This window comes from Bradyrhizobium sp. AZCC 1678 (assembly GCF_036924765.1).
Classification (GTDB): domain Bacteria; phylum Pseudomonadota; class Alphaproteobacteria; order Rhizobiales; family Xanthobacteraceae; genus Bradyrhizobium; species Bradyrhizobium algeriense.
This window is the reverse complement of sequence record NZ_JAZHSE010000001.1, coordinates 4,138,587-4,164,512: the sequence shown is the minus strand read 5'-3', so window position 1 is coordinate 4,164,512 and position 25,926 is coordinate 4,138,587. Positions and strand designations below refer to the sequence as shown.

Annotated in this window: 24 protein-coding genes; 14 read left to right on the top strand and 10 right to left on the bottom strand. The window is 63.1% G+C overall.

Features of this window, described 5'->3' with window-relative positions:
• The first annotated feature begins 26 nt into the window (after window positions 1-26).
• The 6 genes from V1294_RS19590 to nadC all read left to right on the top strand — a co-directional run bounded on the left by V1294_RS19590 (window position 27) and on the right by nadC (window position 6,509).
• Entirely contained in the window at window positions 27-1,307 is a 1,281-nt protein-coding gene (locus V1294_RS19590; protein WP_334499438.1) for an O-acetylhomoserine aminocarboxypropyltransferase, read from the top strand.
• Between the two features lie 260 nt (window positions 1,308-1,567).
• Window positions 1,568-2,059, top strand: a complete 492-nt coding sequence (locus tag V1294_RS19585; protein WP_334499436.1) for a hypothetical protein — start codon at window positions 1,568-1,570, stop codon at window positions 2,057-2,059.
• Window positions 2,060-2,095: 36 nt separating this feature from the next.
• Window positions 2,096-3,052, top strand: coding sequence for an NUDIX hydrolase (locus V1294_RS19580; RefSeq protein ID WP_334499434.1), 957 nt, complete (start codon window positions 2,096-2,098; stop codon window positions 3,050-3,052).
• Between the two features lie 54 nt (window positions 3,053-3,106).
• Complete coding sequence (gene nadA, locus V1294_RS19575; RefSeq protein ID WP_334499432.1) at window positions 3,107-4,093, top strand: quinolinate synthase NadA; 987 nt, start codon at window positions 3,107-3,109, stop codon at window positions 4,091-4,093.
• Complete coding sequence (locus tag V1294_RS19570; protein ID WP_334499431.1) at window positions 4,090-5,643, top strand: L-aspartate oxidase; 1,554 nt, start codon at window positions 4,090-4,092, stop codon at window positions 5,641-5,643. The genes nadA and V1294_RS19570 overlap by 4 nt, the downstream gene beginning before the upstream one ends.
• Window positions 5,640-6,509, top strand: a complete 870-nt coding sequence (nadC, locus tag V1294_RS19565; protein ID WP_334499430.1) for a carboxylating nicotinate-nucleotide diphosphorylase — start codon at window positions 5,640-5,642, stop codon at window positions 6,507-6,509. The genes V1294_RS19570 and nadC overlap by 4 nt, the downstream gene beginning before the upstream one ends.
• A 9-nt stretch (window positions 6,510-6,518) precedes the next feature.
• Here nadC and V1294_RS19560 read toward each other — a convergent pair whose 3' ends face one another.
• Both V1294_RS19560 and V1294_RS19555 read right to left on the bottom strand, forming a co-directional pair.
• Window positions 6,519-7,343, bottom strand: coding sequence for an FTR1 family iron permease (locus V1294_RS19560; RefSeq protein WP_334481231.1), 825 nt, complete (start codon window positions 7,341-7,343; stop codon window positions 6,519-6,521).
• Between the two features lie 152 nt (window positions 7,344-7,495).
• Window positions 7,496-8,587: a COX15/CtaA family protein gene (locus tag V1294_RS19555; protein ID WP_334499427.1), complete on the bottom strand. Its 1,092-nt coding sequence runs from the start codon at window positions 8,585-8,587 to the stop codon at window positions 7,496-7,498.
• Window positions 8,588-8,705: 118 nt separating this feature from the next.
• Between V1294_RS19555 and V1294_RS19550 the strand changes: the two genes are divergently transcribed.
• The gene (locus V1294_RS19550; protein ID WP_334481234.1) at window positions 8,706-8,918 is read left to right on the top strand and encodes a DUF2842 domain-containing protein; all 213 of its coding nucleotides are present in this window, start codon (window positions 8,706-8,708) and stop codon (window positions 8,916-8,918) included.
• Window positions 8,919-9,390: 472 nt separating this feature from the next.
• Here V1294_RS19550 and V1294_RS38030 read toward each other — a convergent pair whose 3' ends face one another.
• A complete protein-coding gene (locus tag V1294_RS38030) occupies window positions 9,391-9,840 on the bottom strand; it encodes a GFA family protein (RefSeq protein ID WP_442895358.1) in 450 nt (149 codons plus the stop codon).
• Window positions 9,841-10,010: 170 nt separating this feature from the next.
• Window positions 10,011-11,063, bottom strand: a complete 1,053-nt coding sequence (locus tag V1294_RS19545) for a polysaccharide deacetylase family protein (protein ID WP_334499425.1) — start codon at window positions 11,061-11,063, stop codon at window positions 10,011-10,013.
• Between the two features lie 130 nt (window positions 11,064-11,193).
• Here V1294_RS19545 and V1294_RS19540 point away from each other — a divergent pair, with 130 nt between their 5' ends.
• Window positions 11,194-12,384 carry a GNAT family N-acetyltransferase gene (locus tag V1294_RS19540; RefSeq protein WP_334499422.1) on the top strand — a complete coding sequence of 397 codons (1,191 nt, stop codon included), beginning with the start codon at window positions 11,194-11,196 and terminating at the stop codon, window positions 12,382-12,384.
• Between the two features lie 111 nt (window positions 12,385-12,495).
• Here the strand turns inward: V1294_RS19540 and V1294_RS19535 are convergent, their stop codons facing one another.
• Window positions 12,496-14,778, bottom strand: coding sequence for a GumC family protein (locus V1294_RS19535; RefSeq protein WP_334481240.1), 2,283 nt, complete (start codon window positions 14,776-14,778; stop codon window positions 12,496-12,498).
• A 258-nt stretch (window positions 14,779-15,036) separates the two neighbouring features.
• Here V1294_RS19535 and V1294_RS19530 point away from each other — a divergent pair, with 258 nt between their 5' ends.
• From V1294_RS19530 to V1294_RS19520, 3 genes are all read left to right on the top strand, one after another.
• On the top strand, window positions 15,037-16,170 hold the full coding sequence (locus tag V1294_RS19530; RefSeq protein WP_334499420.1) for a glycosyltransferase family 4 protein: 1,134 nt from the start codon (window positions 15,037-15,039) through the stop codon (window positions 16,168-16,170).
• A gap of 139 nt (window positions 16,171-16,309) precedes the next feature.
• Complete coding sequence (locus V1294_RS19525) at window positions 16,310-17,836, top strand: undecaprenyl-phosphate glucose phosphotransferase (protein WP_334489712.1); 1,527 nt, start codon at window positions 16,310-16,312, stop codon at window positions 17,834-17,836.
• Between the two features lie 164 nt (window positions 17,837-18,000).
• Entirely contained in the window at window positions 18,001-19,260 is a 1,260-nt protein-coding gene (locus tag V1294_RS19520) for an O-antigen ligase family protein (RefSeq protein WP_334481243.1), read from the top strand.
• Window positions 19,261-19,279: 19 nt separating this feature from the next.
• On the opposite strand, the gene V1294_RS19515 is transcribed toward V1294_RS19520, so the two are convergent.
• The 3 genes from V1294_RS19515 to V1294_RS19505 form a co-directional block, all read right to left on the bottom strand.
• A complete protein-coding gene (locus tag V1294_RS19515) occupies window positions 19,280-20,458 on the bottom strand; it encodes a saccharopine dehydrogenase family protein (RefSeq protein ID WP_334499418.1) in 1,179 nt (392 codons plus the stop codon).
• A 125-nt stretch (window positions 20,459-20,583) separates the two neighbouring features.
• The gene (locus V1294_RS19510) at window positions 20,584-21,366 is read right to left on the bottom strand and encodes a DUF169 domain-containing protein (protein WP_334499416.1); all 783 of its coding nucleotides are present in this window, start codon (window positions 21,364-21,366) and stop codon (window positions 20,584-20,586) included.
• 77 nt (window positions 21,367-21,443) lie between these two features.
• On the bottom strand, window positions 21,444-22,247 hold the full coding sequence (locus V1294_RS19505) for a YdcF family protein (RefSeq protein WP_334499414.1): 804 nt from the start codon (window positions 22,245-22,247) through the stop codon (window positions 21,444-21,446).
• 67 nt (window positions 22,248-22,314) lie between these two features.
• On the opposite strand from V1294_RS19505, the gene V1294_RS19500 reads away from it, so the two are divergent.
• Window positions 22,315-23,256, top strand: coding sequence for an acetamidase/formamidase family protein (locus V1294_RS19500; protein WP_334499412.1), 942 nt, complete (start codon window positions 22,315-22,317; stop codon window positions 23,254-23,256).
• A gap of 129 nt (window positions 23,257-23,385) precedes the next feature.
• Here V1294_RS19500 and V1294_RS19495 read toward each other — a convergent pair whose 3' ends face one another.
• Window positions 23,386-23,733, bottom strand: a complete 348-nt coding sequence (locus V1294_RS19495) for a GrlR family regulatory protein (RefSeq protein WP_334481250.1) — start codon at window positions 23,731-23,733, stop codon at window positions 23,386-23,388.
• 290 nt (window positions 23,734-24,023) lie between these two features.
• Here V1294_RS19495 and V1294_RS19490 point away from each other — a divergent pair, with 290 nt between their 5' ends.
• Both V1294_RS19490 and V1294_RS19485 read left to right on the top strand, forming a co-directional pair.
• Window positions 24,024-24,224 carry a hypothetical protein gene (locus V1294_RS19490; protein ID WP_057839093.1) on the top strand — a complete coding sequence of 67 codons (201 nt, stop codon included), beginning with the start codon at window positions 24,024-24,026 and terminating at the stop codon, window positions 24,222-24,224.
• Between the two features lie 49 nt (window positions 24,225-24,273).
• Complete coding sequence (locus V1294_RS19485; RefSeq protein ID WP_108513547.1) at window positions 24,274-24,744, top strand: GcrA family cell cycle regulator; 471 nt, start codon at window positions 24,274-24,276, stop codon at window positions 24,742-24,744.
• A gap of 115 nt (window positions 24,745-24,859) precedes the next feature.
• Here V1294_RS19485 and V1294_RS19480 read toward each other — a convergent pair whose 3' ends face one another.
• Window positions 24,860-25,828, bottom strand: coding sequence for an SDR family oxidoreductase (locus V1294_RS19480; protein WP_334499410.1), 969 nt, complete (start codon window positions 25,826-25,828; stop codon window positions 24,860-24,862).
• Window positions 25,829-25,926: the final 98 nt, after the last annotated feature.

The window sequence follows — 25,926 nt, the reverse complement described above, 5'->3', positions numbered from 1 at the left end:
AACAAGCCCAAGAACAGGACGCACAGATGACCGACCGTCTCCCGGGATTTTCGACCCTTGCCGTGCATGCCGGCGCGCAGCCCGATCCCACCACCGGCGCACGGGTGACGCCGATCTATCAAACCACGTCCTTCGTGTTCAACGATGCCGACCATGCCGCCTCGCTGTTCGGGCTGCAGGCGTTCGGCAACATCTATACCCGCATCGGCAACCCGACCACCGCCGTGCTGGAAGAGCGCATTGCGGCGCTGGAAGGCGGCACCGCGGCGCTTGCGGTCGCCTCGGGACACGCGGCGCAGGTCGTCGTGCTGCAGCAACTGTTGATGCCCGGCGATGAGTTCATCGCCGCGCGAAAACTCTATGGCGGCTCGATCAACCAGTTCACGCATGCGTTCAAGAGTTTTGGCTGGAACGTGGCGTGGGCCGATCCTGATGATATCGGCAGCTTCGAGCGCGCGGTGACGCCGCGCACCAAGGCGATCTTCATCGAATCGATCGCCAATCCCGCCGGCAGCATCACCGACATCGAGGCGATCGCGGAAGTGGCCCGCAAGGCCGGTGTGCCGTTGATCGTCGACAACACGCTGGCGACGCCCTACTTGATCCGCCCGATCGATCATGGGGCCGATATCGTCGTGCACTCGCTGACGAAATTTCTCGGCGGCCACGGCAATTCGCTCGGCGGCATCATCGTCGACGGCGGTACCTTCGACTGGTCGAAGGACAACAAATATCCGATGCTCAACGAGCCGCGGCCGGAATATCACGGCATCAGGATCCAGGAGACGTTTGGCAATTTCGCCTTCGCGATTGCCTGCCGCGTGCTGGGCCTGCGCGACCTCGGCCCGGCAATCTCGCCGTTCAACGCCTTCATGATCCTGACCGGCATCGAGACACTGCCGCTGCGCATGCAAAGGCATTGCGAAAACGCCAAGGCGGTCGCGGAATTCCTTGCCGGCCACTCCGCCGTGGCGTCGGTGAACTATGCCGGCCTCGCCAGCGACAAGTACAACAGGCTCGCGCGCAAATATGCGCCGAAGGGCGCCGGTGCGGTGTTCACCTTCAGCCTGCGGGGCGGTTACGACGCCGGCGTCAACCTGGTGTCGAACCTGAAACTGTTCTCGCATCTGGCCAATGTCGGCGACACCCGCTCGCTGGTGATTCACCCGGCGTCGACCACGCACAGCCAGCTCGACGACGCCGCCAAGGTGAGATCCGGCGCCGCACCCGATGTCGTACGCCTGTCGATCGGCATTGAGGACAAGGAAGACCTGATCGCGGATCTGGAGCAAGCGCTGAGCGCGTAACGGCCCCTCGGCCGTCATTGCCGCGACAAACGCGAAGCGTTTGCGCAAGGGAGCGAAGCGACGAAGCAATCCATTCTTTCTTCGTGCAGAAGGATGGATTGCTTCGCTTCGCTCGCAATGACGGAACTCCTGTCTGCAATGCCAGCGACCGGCCGCGGCCTGCCCCCAAACAACTCTCATCCCCCAATCACAAGTCTCTCGTTAACGCTCATTCCGGCATAAAGTGGCGCTGAGCCGCCCTCGATGATTCGGAGCCAACGATGCTGCGCTGGATGACGCCATTCCTGATCGCGATCTTCGCGATCGGAACCGCCGCCGCCGACGAAACCCCCGCTCCCAAGAGCGCGGACAGCCCCGCCCCCAGGAGCGCCAACGGCGCTCCCGCCACCAAGAGCGCCGCCCCCAAAAACGCCGCGGTTCGCGCTGCCAGCAAATTGCCGCCCGGCCTGCCCCGCGCCCATTACAACTACCGGACCACCGTTGCACCCGCCGCTGCCCCCCTTTATGTGCGCCGCGGCCGCACGCTGGTGGTCGAGGAAGAGGATCCCGACGTGCTGTTCACGCCGGTGGGCGTGGTGCCTTATGCGCCGCGCGTCTACGGCACGCCGCTGCTGCCGGGCTCTTCCACGCTGCCCGGCTATTACGGTACCAGCCATTCCTACAGCTATGACGGCCCCTATTACGGCGGCCCGTCCTATGGCCCCTATTGGAACCGCCTGCCGTACGCTTGCGGCGTGTACGGATATTGCTAAACGCGCATTAGACAATAACGGAGGCGGACGACCAACGTGGCAGGGGCACCGCGGAGAACCAGCAAGACGGGCGCTGCCAATGCGACCACGGCGGACCTCGTCGCCGTCCTCGTCGCCGTCACCGACGGCGAGCCCAAGATCATGACCATCGCCAACGACGGCGCGCTGCCGAGCGGCCCGTTCGAATTTGCGCACCGTTCGCTGCAGACGGGATTGCGGGCATGGGTCGAGGCGCAGACCGGCCATCCGCTCGGCTATGTCGAGCAGCTCTATACGTTCGCCGATCGCGGGCGGGCCGGCGATGCCAAGTCGCCGCATTCGATCTCGATCAGCTATCTGGGCCTGACCCGCGAAGACAAGGTCGGCGCGGGTTTCGAGGCGCATTGGTCCGGCTGGTACGAATATTTCCCATGGGAGGATCAGCGGGCCGGTCTCCCTGCTTCGCTGGCGAAGACATTGGCGTCGCGGCTGCGGGCATGGGCAAAGTCCGCGGCGACGACGAGCCTGCAGCGCGAACGCTGGCAGCGCGTCGCCATCACGTTTGGCCTCGACGATCGCGAATGGAACGAGGAGCTGGTGCTGCAGCGCTACGAGCTGCTCTATGAAGCTGGCCTAGTCCCGGAAGCCGTGCGTGACGGGGCACCGGCGACGACCGTCATTCCGGGCAAACCAATGACCGGAGATCACCGCCGCATTCTCGCCACCGGGATCGCGCGGTTGCGCGCCAAGATCAAATACCGTCCCGTGGTGTTCGAGCTGATGCCGGCGGAATTCACCCTGCTGCAGCTGCAACGCAGCGTTGAGGCGCTTGCAGGCCGGCTGGTGCACAAGCAGAATTTTCGCCGCCTGATCGAGCAGCAGCAACTCGTTGAGGAAACTGGTGCAATCGCCGCCGATACCGTCGGCCGCCCGGCCAAGCTGTTCCGGTTCCGCCACGGCGTGCTGGCGGAACGGGCGATCGCCGGAACCAAGCTCCCGCTATCGCGCACTTGACATCGGTTATGCTCAGGATAAGTATAAGCCAAGATATACTCAAGGAGAGTATAAATGGCCAGCCTCAGCTCCACTGCACTCGCCCGTTCCGCAGCGCTTTACGACCGGGTCAAACGGGTCATCCCGCCGCCTGAATGGGCGGTTTTCGCCGAGGACGTCGACGCCATCCTCGAACTGAAGCGAAGCCGCAACGCGGTCGTCCTCGCGCATAATTACCAGACGCCTGAAATCTTCCACGGCGTCGCCGACATCGTCGGCGACAGCCTGTTGCTGGCGCGCGAAGCCACCAAGGTCGATGCCGACATCATCGTGCTGGCAGGCGTGCACTTCATGGCCGAGACGGCCAAGCTGCTGAACCCGGAAAAGACCGTGCTGATCCCCGACCTCGCGGCGGGTTGTTCGCTGGCCGACTCCATCACCGCGCAGGACGTGCGGCTGATGCGGCAGCGCTATCCCGGCGTCCCCGTCGTCACCTATGTCAACACCTCGTCGGCGGTGAAGGCGGAGTCCGATATCTGCTGCACCTCGGGCAATGCGCTCAAGGTCGTGGAGTCGCTCGGCGTCGAGCGCGTGATCATGCTGCCGGATGAATATCTCGCGCAGAACATCGCGGCGCAGACGAACGTGAAGATCATCGCATGGAAGGGCCATTGCGAGGTGCACGAGCTGTTCACCGCGTCCGACGTCCGGCAACTGCGCGAAAATCACCCTGACGTGACCATCCTGGCGCATCCGGAGTGTCCCCCCGAAGTGGTCGCGGAAGCCGATTTCTCCGGCTCGACGGCGGCGATGTCGGACTTCGTCGGCCAACAACGCCCGCCCCGGGTCGTGCTGCTGACGGAATGCTCGATGAGCGACAATGTCGCGGTGCTCCATCCCGACGTGGAGTTCATCCGGCCCTGCAATCTGTGCCCGCACATGAAGCGGATCACGCTGAAGAACATTCGCCATGCGCTGGAGACCGGCCGGCACGAGGTGACGATCGATCCCGCCATCGCTGTGTCAGCCCGGCGCGCTGTCGAAAGGATGCTGGCGATATGAGCCCGGAGATTTCAGTGCTCGACAACCGTCCCGTCATCATCGGCGGCGGCGCCGCCGGATTGATGACGGCGCTTCAGATGGCGCCGGAACCGGTGTTGCTGCTGTCGAAGGCGCCGCTCGGCGCGGAGGCGTCGAGCCTGTGGGCGCAGGGCGGGCTTGCGGCCGCGATGGGCGGGGATGACGACCCTGCCCTGCATCTGGCCGATACGCTGGCCGCAGGCGCAGGCCTGTGCGACGAAGCCGTCGCTCGCCGAATCGTTCACGCGGCGCCTGCGGCGGTCGAGCATCTCGCGAGGCTTGGCGTCGCCTTCGATCGCAGGCCCGATGGCGGCTGGCGGCTCGGGCTCGAAGCCGCCCATGGCCGCAACCGGATCGTGCACGCCACCGGCGACGGCACCGGCCGCGAGATCATGCGTGCGCTGATCGCAGCGGTGCGCCGCTGCCCGTCGATTACCCTGCTGGAAGGCGTCGAGGCGCGGAGCCTGATCGTCGAGGACAATGCCGTCAAGGGCGTTCTCGCCGTGAACGCGCAGGGTCCGCTCGTGATCGATACCGGCCGCGTGGTGATCGCGACAGGCGGCATTGGCGGGCTGTTTTTGGACAGCACCAATCCCGCCGGTTGCTTTGGCCAGGGGCTGGCGCTGGCGGCACGCGCGGGCGCAAAACTCTCCGATATCGAGTTCATCCAGTTTCACCCGACCGCCTTCGACGGGCCGTCGCGCCCGATGCCGCTGGTCACCGAAGCCGTGCGTGGCGATGGCGCAATCCTGATCGACGACACCGGGCAACGCTTCATGGCGGACCAGCCCGGCGCCGAACTTGCGCCGCGCGATATCGTCGCGCGTGCGGTCTGGCGCCGCCGCGCCGAAGGCCATCGCGTGTTCCTCGATGCGCGGAAACATCCGGGAGCGGAATTTGCAAAACGCTATCCGGTCATTTCCGCCTTCTGCAAAATGGCAGGGATCGATCCCGCAACCGATCCGATACCGGTCCGGCCGGCGGTGCACTACCACATGGGCGGGATATCGGTGGATATCGAAGGCCGCAGCAGCGTGAACGGGCTTTGGGCGTGCGGCGAGGTCAGCCGCACCGGGCTGCATGGCGCCAACCGGCTCGCCAGCAATTCGCTGATGGAAGCGATCGTCTGTGCGCAATGGGTCGCGCGGAGCGTCCAGGGCGCGAGCCGCGGTCCGCTGAAAACGCGCGCGGCCAATGCGCTTGCGCCCGCATCCGACCCTTCGGCCGTGCGGGCGATCCTGTCGCAAGGCCTCGGCGTGCTCCGCGACCGGCACGGCATCGTACGCGCGATCCGCGGCCTCTATCCGCTCGCCCGCGGCCACGGCGCGGCAACCGATCCCGCGCTGGTGGGACTGATGATCGCCGTCGCCGCCTGGCGGCGCGAGGAAAGCCGCGGCGGGCACTATCGAAGCGACTTCCCCGACGCCCTGCCGGCGGCCGTGCCTTCATCCATCTCGCTTGCATACGCAGTCGAGACCGCCCGCGACGTCGTTGAAACCGGATCTCTGTCTGTTGGGAGTGCCCAGCCGTGACGCTTACGCCGCTTCTGCCCTTCATGTACGAGCCGCTGGTTCGAACCGCCCTGCTCGAAGACCTCGGACGCGCCGGCGACATCACGGCGGATGCGATCGTCCCGGCCGACCGGCAAGCTTCGCTGGTGCTGCGCGCGCGCCAACCCGGTGTCGTCGCCGGGCTCGACATCGCGCGCTGTGCATTTCAGCTCGTCAATCCTGCCATCCGGCTCATCGCCGAGCGGCCCGATAGCAGCGTCGTCACGCCGGGAGATGTGATCGCGACCATCGAAGGGCCGGCGCGCGGGTTGTTGACCGGCGAACGGACCGCACTGAACTTCCTCTGCCATCTCAGCGGCGTGGCCACCGCGACGGCCTCGCTGGTGTCGGCAGCACAAGGCACCAAGGCGCGCATCGTCTGCACCCGCAAGACCACGCCCGGATTGCGCACGCTGGAAAAATACGCGGTCCGTGCCGGCGGCGGCAGCAATCACCGTTTTGGCCTCGACGACGCCATTCTGATCAAGGACAACCACATCGCGCTATCAGGCGATGTCAGAACCGCGATCGAGCGCGCAAAAGCGCATGCCGGCCATCTCGTCAAGATCGAGATCGAGGTCGACACGCTGGCCCAGCTTGAACAGGTTCTCGCGATCGGCGTGGATGCCGTCCTGCTCGACAACATGACGGTCGAGCAACTGCGGCAGGCGGTGGCGATGACCGGCGACCGGGCAATCACGGAAGCTTCCGGCCGCATCACGGCCGAGACCGCCAAAGCGATCGCCGCGACCGGCGTCGACCTGATTTCAGCCGGCTGGCTGACCCACAGTTCCGCCGCGCTCGATATCGGGCTCGATTATCTCGGACTCAATCGGCAGGTAGCGTAGCGCGACGAGCTACTCAGCCGCGCGCATGGTGGCCTTGTTTGCGGCCTTGTCCTCGCGCATCAGGCGGTTGTTGCGCTGGACCACCGAATAGGTCGCCAGCGCAAACAGGATCACCAGGCCCTGGATCGAGAGCGCTTCCATCGATGGATTGAGGCCGATCGCGCTCAGGAAGGCCGAGCCCTTGACCTCGGTGACCGTGATGATCGCCTGTTCCTGGAACTCCTGCACCGCCTCGCCGATGAACTTGATCGCCATCACGAACAGGAACGCCGAGGTGATGATGAACAGCGGCCGCAGCGGCAGCTTTCGCGCAATCAGGTTGATGAAATAAAACAGCACGGCCAGCCCGAGCGTCGCCGCGGCAAGTCCGGCAAACAGCCCCGCGCTCCAGCCGCCTTCGGTCTTGGCGAGCGCATTGATGAACAGAACGGTCTCCGCGCCCTCGCGAAAGACCGCAAAGAACGCCAGCGCGCCGACCGCCCATATCGTATCCTGCGACAGGGCCTGATCGGCCTTGTGCGCGAGATATTCCTGCCAGCCGCGCGGATCCTGCTTCACCATCAACCAGCCGCTGACGTAGAGCATCAGGGCGGCGGCAAGCAAAATGATAATGCCTTCCAGGATGTCGCTGTGATCGCCCGAGTTCAGCACCGCAAACAACCAGGCCGCAACGAAGCTGGCCGCAACGGCGACGAGCGCGCCGGCATACAGCGCCTGAATGCGATGACCGGCGCCGGCCTTGGTCAGATAGCCCGCAAGCGCTGCGATCACGAGCATGGCTTCGAGCCCCTCGCGGAGCAGGATGACGGCGGCCTGGATGAATGCTGAGGACATGAGACGAGACCTGTTTTTGTTTCGTTTTATCGTCCAAACCACCCAAGTAAAGCGGTGCGGCCTCACACAAACGCGTCAAGGCCGTCGCACAGCAAGAACCCCCTGCAAATCGGGCACTTCCCGGAATGCCGGCAGATTAGAATTGCTCAATTTCAGCCGGGTTGGCCGAGCGGCAGAACCAGTTTCTGCCGGTCGTGTCCGACGCGGCGTGCAACCAGGCGTTCGGTCTGCAAGACCGCAAGCGTCAGCACCACGATCGCGACAGCCTGATGCGCCAGCGCCAGATCGATCGGTACCTGGTGCAGCAGCGTGAGGATGCCGAGCGCGGCCTGCAGCGTGATCGCGGCCACCAGCGACCACGCGCCGCCGATAACGGCAGCACCGGCTCGCGACCGCATGGCGTCGATGGCGTGAAGCACCGCCAGGATCAGTAGCGCATAGGCGGTCATGCGGTGCTCGAACTGCACGGTGAGCGTGTTGTCGAACAGATTGCGCCACCATGGCTCCTCGAACCACAGCCGCGCCGCCGACGGAATGAAGGCACCGTCGATCTCGGGCCAGGTGTTGTACACCCTGCCCGCCCGTAGCCCCGCGACCAGCGCGCCGAAATAAAGCTGGACGAAAGTCAGGCCGAGCAAAGCCACCCCGGAGACCTTCAGCCACAACGGGACAACGGGCTGCGCACGCGCGGTCATCCGCCGCAGCGTCCAGACGATTGAGGCAAAAATGATCAAGGCCAGCACCAGATGCGTCGCCAGCCGATACTGGGAGACCTCGGTCCGCTGCGTGAGGCCCGACGCGACCATCCACCAGCCGACCCCACCCTGCAGCGCGCCGAGGGCAAAGATCACCCACAGCCGCCGTTTCAGCTCAGCGCCCAGCGCGCCACGCCACAGGAAGTACAGGAACGGCAGCAGATAGACCGCGCCGATCACGCGCCCGAGCAGGCGGTGGCTCCATTCCCACCAGAAGATGGTCTTGAACTCCGCAAGGCTCATGCCGGCGTTGAGTTCGCGGTATTGCGGGATGGCCTTGTAGCCCTCGAACGCCTGCACCCACTGCGCCTCGTTGAGCGGCGGCAGCGTGCCGGTCACCGGCTTCCACTCGACGATCGACAATCCGGATTCCGTCAGCCGCGTGGCGCCGCCGACCAGCACCATGACCGCGATCAGTGCGGCGACCACGATCAGCCACCATCTGACGGCGCCTGGATGCGGAGCCTGCTGTGCGGAACTACCGGTCATAAAACCCGTCTTGAAATCAGTCTTGGCCCGCCTTAAAGGCGCGCTTGATTGAAGTGGTGCGCCCCTTATAGTCCGCCCCTTCCCGCGCGCAACCCGCCACGAGCCTGACATATCCGCCATGACCATACGCACCCGCAAATTCTTCGGAACCATCGCACTTCTGGTGCTGGTCGTGGTGTGGTCGCTCTTGGGAATGACCATCGCCCAGACGCCATGGCTGGCCAATTCAGGCCTGCTGCAGGCGATCTTCTATGTCGTGGCGGGGCTTGGATGGGTGCTGCCGGCGATGCCGATCATCAGCTGGATGTCGCGGCCGGACCGGGCCGCTTAGGGCGTGTGCTCATAGAACGAGAGATGTCCGCTTTTGAAGGCGATACTGTTGCAAAAGTCGAAATTTGCATCAGTCCGAAGTTTTGGTGAAACCTTAAAACGCGAGGCGATTGACGATTCGAATAACCTCAATCGCGTTACCGAAGTCGCCTATGAGTTGAGCGCGAGGCGATGAGGTCCTTCATATCTCTACACGAAAATCGCGCCTGCGGCCCTCAGAATTTTTGACACCTTCGGCAAAACGACTTTTGCAACACAATCGAAGGCTAAAGCAGACATGCGCTTGTCACTCGGGAATTTCGCCTCATGTGACCCACAAGAGACATCGACCGGATCGCGAGATGGAACGAGCACCTCCGGGGTGCGTTGATTTTTCCGGGTACCACGAAAGGCAATACTGGACAGCGCCACGCATATGAACCTCTCATTTATCCAACTGAGACCCGACCCTAACTGGCCCTCGGCACGAAAGATCAATCCACTTTCTTCTTAGGACCGATGCGGATAGGCGAGGCACCGTCGCGACCGGTCGTTGCAAACCTCGGCAAGTCATCGAGCGCCTCGAACCAAGGTAGCTGTTCATTAACGAAGACATGGCAGCTCGGCGACGCATAATTCGCGTCGAGCAGCGACACCGCATATATGTGAATTTCTCCCTCTATCCGTTCATTCTCATATGTGAGGGGTGACCCACAATTCTCACAGAAACCACGCCGAACGCCCGGCGAAGAATGGAAATAGCGGGGCGCGCCCTTCGTGAACGCGAACGCGCTGCGTGGGACTGAAATCCATGTCGTTATTGGGGAAGAGGTTGCTCGTCGACAACTCTCGCAATGGCAATGCAACGTCCAGTTCGGTGCCCCGGTATATTGGAAAACAATCGAGCCGCACAAACATTTGCCAGACACTGAAGTGGCATCCATTGCCGCACCTTGTTCCTGTAGAGAACTGTTCGATTGTGCCGATTGACCATCGTGTGTCAACGATGTCGCCTATTGGCACAGGAGACGTGCTGAAGGCAGTCCGGGATGGCCGCTTCCGAGGGCAATTCGGACATCGCCAAGCCCATAGCCATGGATTATGAACTCACGCTCTAAACCCAATTGTCCCTGGTGGGCCTGACCTGCGGAAACATGCACCCCGACAGCATCACGCGCATCATGCGCAGCGAGCCCTGCCGTCCGTCCCAGGCGATCCGCGGCAGCGCGTGCAGATTGGTATATCCCTTGGCCTCGACGACCCCCGGGATCGTCGATACCGCGCTGGCGAAACCTGCCTCCTGCCCCATGACGACATGCTCGCGGCGCCAGGATTGCCGATCGCCGAACGGATAGGCGAAATGCCTGACGGCGCGATGCAAGGCGGTCTCCGCGACCGCCTTGCCCATGGTCATTTCGCGTTGCGCGTCGGCCTCTTTCAGGTTGGACAGCGCGGGATAGTTCACCGTTGCGCTACCGATCGTCACTAGCGGATCAGCCGCGAGCTTCGCCAGATCGTCCCAATCCATCGACGCAGCGCGCGACAGCGTCGCGAGATCGACGGAGTAGCGCGTGCAGAGGTCGTGGATTGCGAACGAAAGATCCGGCGGCGGCAGCGTCCGCATCCAGCTGGTCAGAAATTCGAAAGTGTCATACTTCTCCAGCGTGCTGCCTGTTGCGAAACGCCGCTCCTTGCGGTCGATCACCAGGCTGATGCGATCCTCGCGCGCAATCATGTTTTCCAGCGCAAGCCACCAGGCTTCGCCGAGCCCGTCCGGAAACGCGGTCGGCAGGTACACGGTGAAGGGCACGCCATGCTTCGACAGCACCGGATAGGCCTGCGTGATGACATCCTTGCAGCCGCCGTCGAAGGTCAGGCAGGCAAATCGATTAGCCCTCGGCAGCGTGACCGCCCGCCGGCACACTTCGTCCATCGTGATCAGATCGAAGTTCCAGCGCTTCAACGCACGGATCGTCCGGTCGAGAAATTGCGGCGTGATTTCACGCCATCGGTTCGGCTGAAACGGCCGGAATTCGCGCGGACGCACGCGCTCGAACCGCAAAATGACGCCGGCGCCGCCGGTCTCCCGCTGCTTCAGCCTGAAGTAGCCGCTGAAATAGGCGAGCTCCATCCCGGCCCGCCGCAAAATTCCGATATCCGACGCCAAGCTCCGTCCCCACTTCCGACCGCGCCTGCCCCGCCGCGGCCGGATTGTTATTACCCTTTGTTGACATTTCCCTGCGAAGGTCGGCCAAAGCCGAAAATTGTAAACAATTTCATATAGCACGGGCTCTGCGATGACCATGGCTGCCGCGATTGATGACCGAACGGCGGATGCAAATGGGTGGTCGAAGGCGAGCCGCATCGCCGGCATCGACATCGTCCACGACCTCACTGCCGCGGAAGGCATCTGGCGCCGTCTGGAAGGCGCGCAAACCTTCTTCACGCCGTATCAGCGGTTCGACTTCCTCTGTCCCTGGCAGCGGGCGGTCGGCGAGCGCGACGGCCTCGTTCCCTTTATCGTGGTCGCCTACGACGCGGAACGCCGTCCGCTGTTGCTGCTCCCGCTCGCGCTCAGGCACGCCTACGGCGCGCGTTGCGCCAGTTTCATGGGCGGCAAGCATTCCACCTTCAACATGGCGCTGTTCGACCGCGACTTCGCCGCAAGCGCAACGCAAGCCGATCTCGAGGGCCTGATATCGGCGATAGCGCAGCGATCCGAAGCCGACGTCCTCACACTGCACCAGCAACCGGTTCGCTGGCGCGATCTGCCTAATCCGCTTGCCTTGCTGCCGCATCAGCCCTCCGCCAATGATTGCCCGCTCTTGGTGATGGAGCCCGGCGCCGCGCCCGCGGCGCTGGTCAGCAATTCGTTCCGGCGCCGCCTCAAGGGCAAGGAACGCAAGCTGCAGTCCCTGCCCGGCTATCGCACCCGCGTCGCGTCATCGGAGGCCGACATCACCCGACTGCTCGACTGGTTCTTCCGCGTCAAGCCGCTGCGGATGGCCGAACAGAAGCTGCCCAATGTGTTCGCCGATCCCGGCATCGAGGATTTCGTCCGCGGCGCCTGCGCCGCGCCGCTCGGCGGCGGCAAGCACGCCATCGATATCCACTCGCTGGAATGCGACGAGGAAGTGATCGCGATCTTCGCCGGCGTCGCCGACGGCCATCGCTTCTCGATGATGTTCAATACCTACACGATGTCGGCGAATTCGAAATACAGCCCCGGCCTGATTTTGATGCGCGACATCATCGATCACTATGCCGGACAGGGTTATGGCGCGCTCGACCTGGGGATCGGATCGGACGATTACAAGCGGCTGTTCTGCAAGAGCGACGAGCCGATCTTCGATAGCTTCATCCCGCTCAGCCAGCGCGGCAAGCTCGCCGCCGGCGTCATGTCAGGCCTCAACCGCACCAAGCGGCTGGTGAAGCACAATCCGGCGCTGCTGGAGATGGCGCAAAAGCTGCGCAGCGCGTTCAGCTGAACAAAATGCCGCAGGGTGGACAAAGGCGCGATAGCGCCGTGCCCACCATCTATCCGATTTCAAGTCGTTGAATGGTGGGCACGCTTCGCTTTTCCCACCCTACGAATTCTCTCAAGCCGCCACCACGCGCGGTCCGGGCTCGACCTCATCGGAATCCTGACACGGCTTGCTCAGCATCGTCACCTCGGAGAAGCCGACCGCCCTGAGCTGGTCGCACATCAGCGCGCGCGCATCCTGCGTCATCGATGCTTCGGGCACAACGACTGCCTGCGCCTGTGACGTCAGCAATTCGGCCGGCAGATCAGAGGCCGTGCCGGCGTCCATAAGCACATGGTCATAGACCCGCAGCAGCGCGTCGATCGCAAGCACCAGCCGCGGCGACTGGAGCTGCGCGCGGTCGAAACCCGGGCGTCCGGCGCTGACGAGATGAACGCGCGACAGCCGGTCTTTGGTGATGATCTGCGCAAACGACGCCTCGCCCTGCATCAGTTCGGCAAGTCCAGGTGCCACTGGATCGACCGACGCGGCGGGAATCATCGGTGAGGATGCCACGAGATCGACGACTACGACTTTCGCCTGCTGCGCCATCAGCCGCGCCAGCGTCAACGCGGTCAGCGTGATGCTCTCGCTCGATGCCGTGCCAAGCACGGTAACCTTGCGCGCCGCGACGCCTGCGCCAACCAGGACATCCGCTACCTGCCCGATTTCACCGATTTCCGCCGCGGTGTCCATGCGAGGGCTGTCCACGCGTGGCTCATTCAACACCGGCTCTGAGATGTGATCCGCGTCAGCGAGGTCCGCCACGGGAAGCTCGGGCGCGATCGCCGGCGCACGCACCGGTTCCGGCGGAGCAGCCAAGATAATTTTGGGCGCGATTTCGGGCGCAATTTCGCGCACAACTTCCGGCCATGCCGCACCGGGTCTCCGCGGCGCGGTCATGCGCAACAGCTCGCCGGTCACAATCGCACCCGAGGTGAGCAACAAGGTCGCCAGCGTCGCGATGAGCACGATCGGCAGTTTCTTCGGATAGGCCGGGGTATTGGAGACGGTGGCGCGCGAGATGATGCGGCCATCGGCCGGCGCCGCCTCGATGTTCTCGCGGGCGCTGGCCTCGCGGTATTTGGCGAGATAGGATTCCAGCAGATCGCGCTGGGCCTTGGCTTCGCGCTCGAGCGCGCGGAGCTGCACGTCCTGGCCGTTGTTCGAGGACGCCAGCTTCTTCAACTGATCGAGGCTGTTCATCAAGCCATCGACCCGGCCGCTGGCGATGCGGGCATCGCTCTCCAGCGAGCGGGACACCTTGTCCGCCTCCTCGCGCAACTGCCGATCGAGATCGGCGAGTTGCGCCTTCAATTCCTTGATGCGGGGATGGCCACCGAGCAACGTCGACGATTGCTCGGCGAGCTGGGCGCGCAGCGTCACCCGCTGTTCGGAGAGCCGGCGGATCAGTTCGGAATTGAGCACTTCCGAAGCCTCGATCGGCCTGCCGCCCTGCAGCATTTCCTTGATCAACCGTGCCTTGGACTCCGCATCAGACTTCAAGGCCCGGGCGTTGTTCAGCTGCGTGTTGATCTCACCCATCTGCTGGTTGGACAGCGTGGTGTTGTTGGTGCCGACAAACAGGCTAGACTTGGAGCGGAAATCCTCAGCGCGGGATTCGGCTTCTGCCACCTTCTTGCGCAGGCTTTCGATTTCACCCGACAGCCACTGGCCTGCCGATTTCGCCTGCTGCTGCCGCGCATCCTGCTGCAGCACCAGATAGCCTTCCGCGATCGAGTTGGCGACGCGCGCGGCAAGTTCGGGATCGCGCGACTGGAATTCGATGACGATGACGCGGGACTTGTCGACGGCGTAGGCCGTGAAGCGATCGTAATAGGCTTCCAGGACGCGTTCCTCAGGTGTCAGCGAGAGCGGGTCGCGTCCGATACCGATCAGGGCCAGCAATGACTTCAGCGGCGAGAACCCTTGCAGCACCGGATCGAATTCGGGACGCTCGGCAAGCTTGTTCTTCTTGATGATCTCGCGGGCCAGGTCGCGCGACTGCACGAGTTGCACCTGACTGGTCACGGCTTCGGCGTCGAGCGCGCTGCGCTCCTCGTTGCGCTCGCCGGTCGGCCGCAGGAACACGTTTTCGCGCCCATCCACCAGGATGCGCGCTTCCGACTTGAACCGAGGGGTGATCATATTGACCGCGGCCAGCGACGCCACCAGCACCAGAACCGTCGGGACGATGATCAAACTTCGCTTGTGCATCAGCGTCTGGCCGAGCGCATGCAGATCGAGATCGCCGGATTCGGATGCGGCGACGGGCTTCGGGGCCGAAGGCGCAGGCCTTGCCATCGCCCGCTGCACCACCGGCTTGTCTTTGCCTGCACGCCAGAACGCCAAACGCATCGCACACTCCCGCGGACGCCACTGCTGGTCCACTCGAACCTGGCCCGAGTACACTCCATTATGGTTGCCGCTGGGTTAATTTGCCCCATTTCGCGGCCGGCAAACACGGGCTATTGGCACGCGGTCATTTTTTGTTAACCATCAAAGGCCTTAATCGGGCGACAATTTTTTCAGGACTCTAGTAATGCGAGGCGTACCCGCTCGAATCTCATGTCTGGTTGCTGCGCTCGTGCTGGTCGGCGAGCGCTGGTTCTGATCATGCCTCTCGTTGACGGTCAGCCGCTTCGTATCCTGCACGCCACGCGCGCGCCCGTCGGCGGCATTTTCCGCCATATCCTCGATCTCGCCAACGGCCAGGCCGATCGCGGCCACCATGTCGGCATCATCGCGGACAGCCTCACCGGCGGCGAACGCGCCGAGCAGGCGCTGGCGGAAATCGCTCCACGCCTCAAGCTCGGCGTTCACCGCACGGCCATTCGCCGCGAGCCGCTTCCGACCGATCTACTGGTGTGGGCCCGGTTCCAGCGGCTGATCCGCGAACTGAAGCCGGACGTGCTGCACGGTCACGGCGCCAAGGCCGGCGCCTACATGCGTTTGCGGACCGCTTCCCGCGACAGGATCCGGGTATACACCCCGCATGGCGGCTCGCTGCACTATCCGCTGGCGACGCTGAAGGGCAACATCTATGCCCGCGTCGAACGCGCGCTGATGAACGATACCGACCTGTTCCTGTTCGAAAGCGCGTTCGCGCGCGACACCTATCAGCGCACCATCGGCACGCCGAAGGGACTCGTGCGCTGCGTATTCAACGGCGTCACCGCCACTGAATTCGACGCGGTCGTGAAGGCCGATGACGCCACCGACCTGATCTATGTCGGCGAGTTCCGGCACATCAAGGGCGCCGACCTCCTGATCGACGCGGTGGCACGGCTGCGCGCCGGCGGCCGTCCGGTGACGCTCACGCTCGCCGGCGACGGCGAGGAAAGCGCAAGCCTCAAAGGCCAGGTGGAACAACTCGGCCTCGGCGAGGCCGTGCGGTTCATCGGCCACGTCAAGGCGCGCTTCGGCTTCTCAAAGGGCTCGCTGCTGGTGGTTCCCTCCCGCGGCGACTCGATGCCCTATGTCGTGATCGAGGCGGCGGCTGCAGGAATTCCAATGGTCGCCGCCAACATCGGCGGCATCCCCGAGATTTTCGGTCCGCATGGCGATGCCTTGTTTGCTCCCAGCAACGCGGCCGCGATGGCGGAAGCGATCGAAGCCGCGCTGAAGGATCCGGCCGCGGCGACCGCACAGGCGAAATCGCTGCGCGAACGAATCTTCATGCATTTTTCGCAGAAGGCGATGGTCGAGGGCGTCTTCGCCGGCTACCGCGACGCGTTTGCCAATCGTTAACCGTTCTTTACCAACGTAACCGTTTCTTCCGATTTGTCCCGTAAGCCGTGGGTGTGGGGAATTCCGCACCGGCAGGCACGGTCCTATGTGCATGCTCCAGAACGGACGTGGACCAGTGGAACCGATTAACGCACGCTCGATGCTCGATGCCGCGGCAACGGCCGCGATGGCCGTCACCGCCGATCACCCACCGATCGAACGGCGCCGCAGGCTTACCCCGGCCGCTATTGCCGTCAGCAACCAGAAAGTCGGCCGCGCTTATTCGCCGATCGTGATCGCAGGCGCAGTTCGCGTCATGGATTTTGCGATGCTCAGCGCGATCGGCGTCGCGCTTTATTTCGGATATGTCGTCCCCCTCTCCGGCTTCTACTGGGAATTTCTCGCGGCGATCTTCGGCGTGGCCGCAACGGCCGTGATCTGCTTCCAAGCCGCCGACATCTACCAGGTGCAGCTATTCCGCGACCATCTTCGCCAGATGACCCGGATGATTTCATCCTGGGCGTTCGTGTTCCTGCTGTTCATCGGCGCATCCTTCATCGTCAAGCTCGGCAGCGAAATTTCGCGCCTCTGGCTTACGGCGTTTTTCCTTGGCGGTATTGCGGCGCTGGTGACCGGGCGGGTGTTCCTGCGCTCGCTGGTACGCAGTTGGGCCCGTCAGGGCCGGCTCGATCGTCGCACCATCATCGTGGGCGCGGACGAGAACGGCGAGCAGCTCGTCCAGGCGCTCAAGACCCAGGATGATTCCGACATCCAGGTGCTCGGGGTGTTCGACGACCGCAACGACGACCGCGCACTGGATACCTGTGCAGGCAGCCCCAAGCTCGGCAAGGTCGACGACATCGTCGAATTCGCGCGCCGCACCCGCATCGACCTCGTGCTGTTCGCGCTGCCGATCTCGGCCGAGACCCGCATTCTGGAGATGCTGAAGAAGCTGTGGGTGCTGCCGGTCGATATCCGGCTTTCGGCCCATACCAACAAGCTGCGCTTCCGCCCCCGCTCCTATTCCTATCTCGGCGAGGTGCCCACCCTCGACGTGTTCGAGGCGCCGATCACCGACTGGGACCTGGTGATGAAGTGGCTGTTCGACCACGTCGTCGGCTTCATGATCCTGGTGCTGGCGCTGCCGGTGATGGGATTGGTCGCGCTTGCGGTCAGGCTCGACAGCCCGGGGCCGGTGCTGTTCCGCCAGAAAAGATTCGGCTTCAACAACGAGCGTATCGACGTCTTCAAGTTTCGCTCGATGTACCACCATCAGGCCGATCCGACCGCCTCCAAGGTCGTAACCAAAAACGATCCCCGCGTCACGCGCGTCGGGCGCTTCATCCGCAAGACCAGCCTCGACGAACTGCCGCAGCTCTTCAACGTCGTGTTCAAGAGCAACCTTTCGCTGGTCGGCCCGCGTCCCCACGCCGTGCAGGGCAAGCTGCAGAGCCGGTTGTTCGACGAGGCCGTCGACGGCTATTTCGCGCGCCACCGCGTCAAGCCGGGGATCACCGGCTGGGCGCAGATCAACGGCTGGCGCGGCGAAGTCGATACCGACGAGAAGATACAGAAGCGCGTCGAGTTCGATCTCTATTACATCGAGAACTGGTCGGTGCTGTTCGATCTCTACATTCTGCTCAAGACGCCGCTGGCGCTGATGACCAAGAGCGAGAACGCGTATTGAGTTGAGGAGACTCGCCGTCATTGCGAGCGAAGCAATCCATAGCGTCACGCTGGGAAAGATTGATTGCTTCGTCGCTCCGCTCCCTTGCGCAAACGCTTCGCGTTTGTCGCAGGCAATGACGCGGATAGTGGTGTCGTAGTTTTGTTGCGTTGCGTGAGTGTGTGATGGCGTATGCGGCGACAGCCGGGGGATCGCTCCCATCGATGACGGCCGCGCCCGGCGTGCTTGCCTTGCAGCGCGCGATGGTGTGGCTGGTCGGTGCATGCGGCGCCATCGTCTTTATCGAACCCTCGCCCTATGAGCTGGCGACACTGGCCGCCTCGCTGATCTTCTTCGCAACGGGGTTGCGGATGCGCCTGGTGTTCATGCCGCTGCTGTTGCTCCTGTTCCTGATCAATATCGGCTACAGCATCAGCGCGGTCGCCGTGATGGACCGGCCCAATGTGCCGAACTGGATCGCAACCTCCTGGTACATGGCGGTCACGGTCATCTTCTTCGCGATGGTCATCTCCGAGGACACCACGGCGCGGCTCGACATGCTCCGGCGCGGCCTTGTCCTCGGCGCCGTGATTGCTTCGCTCGCCGGCATCGCGGGTTATTTCAATCTCGTTCCCGGCGGGCGCGACCTGCTGACGCTGTACGACCGTGCCCGCGGCACCTTCAAGGACCCGAACGTATACGGTGCGTTCCTTATCCTGCCTGCGCTGTTCGCGCTGCAAAGCGTCGTTTCGGACAAGTTCGGCAAATCGCTCCGCAACGCGATCGCGTTCGGCATCATGTCGCTGGCGATCCTGCTGGCGTTCTCACGCGCGGCGTGGGGCATGCTCGTCATCACCTCCGCCGTCATGCTGGCGCTGATGGTGCTGACCAGCCGCTCGCAGTCGCAGCGCTCGCGCATCATCGTCATGGCGCTGGTCGTGGTGGTGCTGGCGGCCGCGCTGGTCGCGGTATTGCTGTCGTTCGATTCCATCTCGCAGCTGTTCAAGCAGCGCGCCAGTTTCGACCAGAGCTATGATGAAGGCCGTTTCGGCCGCTTCGGCCGGCATATCCTCGGCGCCGAGATGGCGCTGGGCTTACCCTTCGGCATCGGGCCGCTGCAGTTCAATCGCTTCTTTCCCGAAGACACCCACAATTCCTACCTGAACGCGTTCATGTCGGGCGGCTGGCTCTCCGGCGTCTGCTATCCGGCGCTAATTTTCGTCACGGTGCTGACGAGCTTCCGCTATGTGTTCGTCCGCGTGCCTTGGCAGCCGACCTATCTGGCCATCTTCGCGGCTTTCCTCGGCACCGTCGGCGAGAGTTTCATCATCGATACCGACCATTGGCGGCACTTTTGGATGATGCTGGGCACGATGTGGGGCATGTTTGTCGCCGCTGAGCGCTGGAAAGCGAACAGCAATTCCGCGATTATGGCACCGACGTAACCCACCGTACAATTCGACGCTATTTCTCCACCGTGAACGTCAACCCAGCATGATCAACAAGCCGCTTGATCAGCTTGTGCTGCATCGCCGCCCCCGGCGTCCAAATTCCCGCTGGCACATCCGGCGTATCGCGCAGCAGGCAGATCGCGCATTCCGAGATCATCTTTGACGTCGAGCCATAGCCGGGATCGCGATCGCCCTTGACCGCTGCGCGGACCTGACGGCCATCGGGAGCAATCGCGACGTAGAGCAGGTCGTAGAGCCCATTCTCGCGCTCTTCCTTCGACGGCCCTTCGCCCGGCTTCGGCGCGTTCGGACCGGTCTTTTCGGTGTTTGCGGCCATCACCAGCTTGGCGTTGGCTTCGCCCCTCTCGCCATCCCCCGTCAGCACCATTTCGTCGTAGACGAACTCCTTTCCGTACGGAAAGTCCATCAGCATGTTCGAGCGATGGATGTTACGGGTGTTGATGAGCGCCATCATGAACGGCGCTGCCCAGGATTGCAGGTCTTCCTCGTAGGCCGGCTTGCTGCCCGGTGGCTGTTTTGGTCCCTTGGACCCGGGCGTCAGCGCGAACGGATCCTTGAGGATCGCAACGAGGCTGAGATCCTTGGCGACCGCGTCGAACGTCGCCTTGGCGCTCGCGGCAGTCCCACCGGACAGGGTGCCGCGCATGTCGCGCACGCGACCCTTGACGCGCAAAGCCGGCGTGCCGAACACCCGCTTGGCTTCCTCCTGCACAAAGAAGGCGCCGAGTTCGAATGGCACCGAGTCGAACCCGCATGAAAACACGATGCGCGCGCCGCTCGCTTTCGCCGCTGCTTCATGCTTGTCGATCATCTCCCGCATCCACAGCGGCTCACCGCAGAGATCGAAATAGTCGGTACCCGAGGCCACGCAGGCTGCAAGCAGCTCGTTGCCATAAAACTGATACGGGCCGACCGTGCTGATCACGGATTTCGTCTGATCCACCATCGCTTTCAGCGAGGCGGGATCGCTGGCATCCGCGACGATCAGCGGCGCATCTGATGGAGCGCCGATCGCGTCGCGGACGGAGGCAAGCTTGTCCTTGCTGCGCCCGGCCATTGCCCATTTCAGATTGGTGTCACCCTTGTAGTGCTCGGCGAGATACTCGGCGACGAGCTGGCCGGTGAAGCCGGTGGCGCCGTAGACGACGATGTCGAATTTCGACGAAGGCATACCTGAATTCCCTTTAGTACTTCTCGTCATTTGCGAGCGAAGCGAAGCAATCCATCGCTCCTCTTGCTGCGGCATGGATTGCTTCGCTCCGCTCGCAATGACGGTTTCCTGTCGCTTTCGCAAGCCTATTTCTTCGCGTAGGACACGCCCATGCCGGCGCGCACGTCGGCCTGGATACCATAGGGCGCGATCGGATAGCGCAGGCCGTTCTTCGCCAGTTGCTTCATGCCCACGATGGCCTTGGCAAGATGCTCAGGCTTGAGCGCCATCAGCATTTCTTCGTCGGGCACGCCGCCGTAACGCCGCTCGGCAAAGCACGGCAGCGAGAGCGACGGCTCGCCTGTCTTGAGCGCCCTGCCCCAGGAATCGGCGCAGGCGGTCTCGCCGACCACGCCCCATTCGAACTTCTTGTAGCCGGTATATTGCAGGCCGTTGATCAGGATAATCATCTGGCCGGGCGTCGCATAGACCAGGCAGATGTCGGGCGGGTTGAGCCGGCCGCTGGTGAGCGGGCTCACCGCCATCGCCTGGTACCGGCCGAAAGGCACGACGTCGAGCGCTTCCTGGCGCTTGCGCGCATCCTCGGCCGTGCCATGCCAGACGCCGACATAATTATCGCCGGCGAGAAACTTTTCGTCCTGCGGCGCCAGCCCGATCACGGCCCGGCACTGCGCGCCGACGAGATCCTCACCGGTGATGCCGACGGTCCAGCCGAGCCGCGAGGCCATGCTAACGATCTGGTCGGTGGTATGCACCGCCGAGGGACGGCGGATTTTCGGGATCGCGGTCATCTCCTCGACGCGGGCAAACATCTTGATGCCGATCACGGTCGTCTTCAGGCGAAGCAGGCTGTTGAGATCAGCCACCATGCCGGCCAAATCGAGCGCTTCCGGCGTCTGCTGTTGCATGGCGTCATCTCCCGTCATCGGCGCGCTGAACAGCGCCTTGCCTGATTGTAGCCCGGCTCGATGGGGGTTGCGACCTCTTACTTCGGCGCCGGGCCCGGCACCAACTCGTCGATCTTGCCGGTGAGCCGATATGCGATGAGGCCCATCCATTCGCGCACCGCAAGGTCGGTCCGTCCGAACCCCTCGACGGCGACGTTTGAAAGCGCCATCAGGTCATCGCGTCCGCCGACCCGCCAATCGACGGGATAGGGCTCTACCGCAAATCCCGCTTTTCGGAACAAGCCGACCGATCGCGGCATGTGAAAGGCCGAGGTCACCAGCACCCATCGTTCGCCGTCCTTCGGCTTGACCAGCGCCTTGGAGAATTCGGCGTTCTCCTGGGTGTTGCGCGATCCCCGTTCCATGATCAGCCGCGATTTGTCGACGCCGAGGCTTTCGAAGATGGCGCCGGCGAAATCAGCTTCCCTGGCATCGTTCGAGACGAGGTTCGCGCTGCCGCCGGAAAAAACCACGCGCGCATTGGGATATCGCCTCGCCAGCGCGGCGGCAGCGATGATCCGGTCCGGCGCGCCGCGCACCACCGGCGTTCCATGCGCCACGGAAAGATCGGCTTCGATCGATGCCCCCAGCACGATAATGCCATCAGGCGCGCCGCGCGCGGCGTCCCATGACGGGAAGCGCTGCTCGAGGGGATAGAGCAGAGCTTTTCCGAGTGGCGACAGCCCGCAAATCACAAGGAGCAACACGGCTGATATCACGAGCTTGCGGCCAAGCGATGCAAAGCGCGTCGCCATCAGAATGGCGCCGACGAACCCGATGGCGATCAGAAAATTCGTCGGCAACAGCAGGTAGCCGAGCGTTTTGGACAGGACAAAAAACAAGGGAAGCCTCTGACAATGTCTGCTACAGCGTCATACGACGCCATTGCAGCAACCAAAAGCCCTCCTCATGCCCCATCATCACCTGCATTCCAGCCCCGAAACCTGCCACTGGGGCTTCTTCGAAGCCAAATTGAAGCCCGTCCTGACCATTGCCAGCGGTGATGAAGTCACCATCGACACTGTGAGCGGCGGCGCGGACGTGGTGCCCGACCGAGCCGAGTTTCACGTTCCTCCCGAGCTTGCCGACATCCACGCGCGGAGCGAGCGCATGGTGCCAGGCCACATTCTCACCGGGCCGGTTGCGGTGGCCGGTGCCGAACCCGGCGACGTGCTGGAGGTCGATATCCTCGACGTCCAGCTCCGGCAGGACTGGGGCTACAATCTGATCCGTCCGCTGGCGGGCACCCTGCCCGATGATTTCCACGAGACGCGGATCCTGAACATTCCGCTCGATCGCGAACGGATGGTGGGCCGGATGCCATGGGGCCTCGACCTGCCGCTTAAGCCATTCTTTGGCGTGATGGGCGTGGCGCCGCCACCCGCCTGGGGCCGCATCACCTCGCTGATCCCGCGCGCGATGGGCGGCAACCTCGACAACAAGGAACTGGGCGCCGGCGCCAAACTGTATCTGCCGGTGTTCGTGCCGGGCGCGCTGTTTTCCTGCGGCGACGGCCACGGCGTGCAGGGCGATGGCGAAGTCTGCGTCACCGCAATCGAGACAGCGCTGCAGGGCCGCTTCCGCCTGACCTTGCGCAAGGATTTACGGCTTGATTATCCGCGCGCGGAAACGCCTGATCATTACATGACGATGGCGATGGACCCCGATCTCGATCAATGCGTGGTGCGCGCGCTGCGCGACATGATTGTCTTGCTCGGCGAGAAGCGCAATCTGTCGCGCGAGGACGCCTACACGCTGTGCAGCCTCGCCGCCGATTTGCGGGTGACGCAGACCGTCAACGGCTCCAAGGGCATTCACTGCATGATCGCGAAGGCGGTCGTGCACGGCTAGAGCATGATCCGGAAAAGTGGAGACCGGTTTTCCCTCGCGACAAACGCGGAACGCGTTTGCGCGGAGATCATGCTCAAACTAAAGAGATGAGATCATGATGCGTCTATCGCGTCATGATCTAACCCGCCTTCAAAACTCCGAACGCAGCTGCAGCCTGGCGTGAAACACCACGCTGGTTTTTCCGACCAGCGCCGTACCGTTCACTTCCGCCGCGTCGGCGGAATAGCCGCCGGTAAAGCCGCAGGTGACTTCACGCCCGCCGAACAGCGGCAGGCTGCCGACCGATTTCGTGTGCTCGTTGGTGATCAATTCGCCGCGCCATTTGCCGCGATCGGCGCGATAGGAGCCCGTGTAATAGAAATATGAGTCGCCGCCGGCGATCTTGCCATCATGCAGCACGATCACGCCGTTGGCGCGGCCATGCCCGCCGTCCGTCATCTCGATCTGGATGGTGTAGAGACCGTTCGTTACCGTCATTGCGCCCCTTGCAGTCGTCTGCGGACATCATCGGCATTCCCGGTAGCGCGAGGCAATCAAGAAATGGACGCGCGGCAGGATCGTTTCGCCGCGCCCGCGAGCGCTGCCGAGCCCCGGCGGGAGCTCCGTTCAACCGGCGCGCAGTCAGTCCACAGACCCACCCCCGGATTTTTAACCGCTTTTTCAAACGGATAGGAAGCTATCCACAAGTCGTTTGACTCATGTGTGCAAAACTAAATAGAGTCGAAATAGTAACTTTTCAGTACATCGTTTAAAAGTTAGCGTTCCCCATGGCTACAGAAAAAGCCGAAACCGACCGCGTTCCCGTTACGTTGGCGCTCTCGACCATCAACTATCTCGAAAGACTGGTGAGACAGGGCACCCACGGCACCAGCGTTCCCGGCGTCGCAAGGACTTTGATCGAGGAAGGCATTCGGCTCGCCATCAAGGACGGGCTGCTTGCAATCCGCGACAACGGCAAGGCGTCCTGACGGGAATTTTCGGAACGCGGCGGTTCACACAGAATGTGGAACCGAAAACATGCTTACGCATCTACCGACCTGGACTACCGATCGCGTCGAATTGCTGAAGAGTCATTTTGAAGCCGGCCTTACCTGCCGCGAGATCGCAGCCAGCATCGGCGTCAGCCGCAACGCGGTGATCGGCAAACTTGCCCGCCTCCAGTTGACGCGCGGCCCGGCCCGTGCCGAACCGCGCCCGACCAAGGCCGCCCGGGAGCGCTCCAGGAAATCCATCCCCAGGCTGCAGTATCAAATCCTGCAGGCCGTCTACGAAAACGCGCAGCCGCTCCAGGAGGAGCCGATCGCCAGCGAACGCCGCTGCTCGCTGTTCGAACTCAGCAACGAACGGTGCCGTTGGCCGATCAGCACGCCCGGCGCCGAGGATTTCTGCTTTTGCGGCAACACGCCGATTGAAGGCATGCCCTATTGTTCGGGCCACCACCGCCTCGCCTATCGTCCGGGCTCGCGCCAGCGCGTCGTGCGAGGATAAGGCAAATCGCGTTTTCAGACGAGGCAGGCCCTCGCACGTGATCCGGGGTGAGCTGAGAAAAACGCGTCAACAAAGAGGAGCTGCGGTTCTGATTCAAAATCAGAACCGCGAGACTCTAACCCAGCCGCCAGCCGACCTCTTCCGTAAAGCTCTTGTAGAACTCCGGCGTGTAGGCCTTTTCCGGGGCCTGCCGCACCCGCTCGTCGAGCTTGTGAGCGTCGTCACCGACGAGAATGCGCCAACGCTCGGTCTTGACGCCATCGAGGATGATCTTTGCCGCGGCCGCCGCCGTGGTCGGCGCCTCCTCACGGAAAGTGCGGGCACGGTCGAGCGCGATCTTCTGGATGTCGTCGTCCGACATCGGCGCGGTGTCGATGCCCATGCCCTTCAGGCGCTGCCGCGTCGCCAGGATTTCATTCGGGCTCAGTTCTTCGGATTCCGTCCCGCTCTGGATCTTGCGCGAATTGGAGACGATCGAGGTGCCGATATGCCCGGGCATCACGACGGAGCATTTGATGTGCGGGGCGTTGAGCCGCAAGTCCGTCATCAGCGCTTCGGTAAACCCTTTCACCGCAAACTTGGCGGCGCTGTAGGCGGTATGCGACGCGCCCAATCCCACGGACGCCCAGAAACCGTTGACGCTCGATGTGTTGACGATGTGGGCCTCGTCCGCCTTCATCATCAGCGGCAGGAAGGTGCGGACGCCGAGGTAGACGCCACCCCAGCAGATATTGAAGGTGCGCTCCCACTGCTCACGGGTGTTGGTGAACAGGCTGCCGCCGCCGCCGATGCCGGCATTGTTGAACAGCAGATGGATCTTGTCGGTTGCCTGCTGCTCGATCAGTTCGTCGCGAAAACGCTGGAGATGGTTCTCGATCGAGACATCGGCGACATGCGTGGTGATGCGCAGCCCCTGCGGCAGCTTTTCCGCCTCGCACATGCGCTTGGTCTCGGCCATCGCCTCCGGGGAAACGTCGCACATCGCGACGTTGCAGCCTTCGGCCACGAGCTGGCGCGCGAGTTCGCGACCCATGCCCGTGCCGCCTCCGGTGATCACGGCAAACTTTCCGGCAAAGTCCTTCATTGAGATCGTTACCTCGGTTTTGAGTTTTTAAAGTTTGGGCTCTCATGGCAATGGAGCCCATGCGAGCAGGACAGTAACAGCTCGCGACTGGCGGTAAA

Excerpts from the sequence above, each read along its gene's own strand:
- V1294_RS19590 (WP_334499438.1), top strand. The coding sequence starts at position 27 with ATGACCGACCGTCTCCCGGGATTTTCGACCCTTGCCGTGCATGCCGGC.
- V1294_RS19585 (WP_334499436.1), top strand. The coding sequence starts at position 1,568 with ATGCTGCGCTGGATGACGCCATTCCTGATCGCGATCTTCGCGATCGGA.
- nadA (WP_334499432.1), top strand. The coding sequence starts at position 3,107 with ATGGCCAGCCTCAGCTCCACTGCACTCGCCCGTTCCGCAGCGCTTTAC.
- V1294_RS19570 (WP_334499431.1), top strand. The coding sequence starts at position 4,090 with ATGAGCCCGGAGATTTCAGTGCTCGACAACCGTCCCGTCATCATCGGC.
- V1294_RS19560 (WP_334481231.1), bottom strand. The coding sequence starts at position 7,343 with ATGTCCTCAGCATTCATCCAGGCCGCCGTCATCCTGCTCCGCGAGGGG.
- V1294_RS19555 (WP_334499427.1), bottom strand. The coding sequence starts at position 8,587 with ATGACCGGTAGTTCCGCACAGCAGGCTCCGCATCCAGGCGCCGTCAGA.
- V1294_RS19550 (WP_334481234.1), top strand. The coding sequence starts at position 8,706 with ATGACCATACGCACCCGCAAATTCTTCGGAACCATCGCACTTCTGGTG.
- V1294_RS38030 (WP_442895358.1), bottom strand. The coding sequence starts at position 9,840 with ATGGATGCCACTTCAGTGTCTGGCAAATGTTTGTGCGGCTCGATTGTT.
- V1294_RS19540 (WP_334499422.1), top strand. The coding sequence starts at position 11,194 with ATGACCATGGCTGCCGCGATTGATGACCGAACGGCGGATGCAAATGGG.
- V1294_RS19535 (WP_334481240.1), bottom strand. The coding sequence starts at position 14,778 with ATGCGTTTGGCGTTCTGGCGTGCAGGCAAAGACAAGCCGGTGGTGCAG.
- V1294_RS19530 (WP_334499420.1), top strand. The coding sequence starts at position 15,037 with ATGCCTCTCGTTGACGGTCAGCCGCTTCGTATCCTGCACGCCACGCGC.
- V1294_RS19525 (WP_334489712.1), top strand. The coding sequence starts at position 16,310 with ATGCTCGATGCCGCGGCAACGGCCGCGATGGCCGTCACCGCCGATCAC.
- V1294_RS19520 (WP_334481243.1), top strand. The coding sequence starts at position 18,001 with ATGGCGTATGCGGCGACAGCCGGGGGATCGCTCCCATCGATGACGGCC.
- V1294_RS19515 (WP_334499418.1), bottom strand. The coding sequence starts at position 20,458 with ATGCCTTCGTCGAAATTCGACATCGTCGTCTACGGCGCCACCGGCTTC.
- V1294_RS19510 (WP_334499416.1), bottom strand. The coding sequence starts at position 21,366 with ATGCAACAGCAGACGCCGGAAGCGCTCGATTTGGCCGGCATGGTGGCT.
- V1294_RS19500 (WP_334499412.1), top strand. The coding sequence starts at position 22,315 with ATGCCCCATCATCACCTGCATTCCAGCCCCGAAACCTGCCACTGGGGC.
- V1294_RS19495 (WP_334481250.1), bottom strand. The coding sequence starts at position 23,733 with ATGACGGTAACGAACGGTCTCTACACCATCCAGATCGAGATGACGGAC.
- V1294_RS19490 (WP_057839093.1), top strand. The coding sequence starts at position 24,024 with ATGGCTACAGAAAAAGCCGAAACCGACCGCGTTCCCGTTACGTTGGCG.
- V1294_RS19485 (WP_108513547.1), top strand. The coding sequence starts at position 24,274 with ATGCTTACGCATCTACCGACCTGGACTACCGATCGCGTCGAATTGCTG.
- V1294_RS19480 (WP_334499410.1), bottom strand. The coding sequence starts at position 25,828 with ATGAAGGACTTTGCCGGAAAGTTTGCCGTGATCACCGGAGGCGGCACG.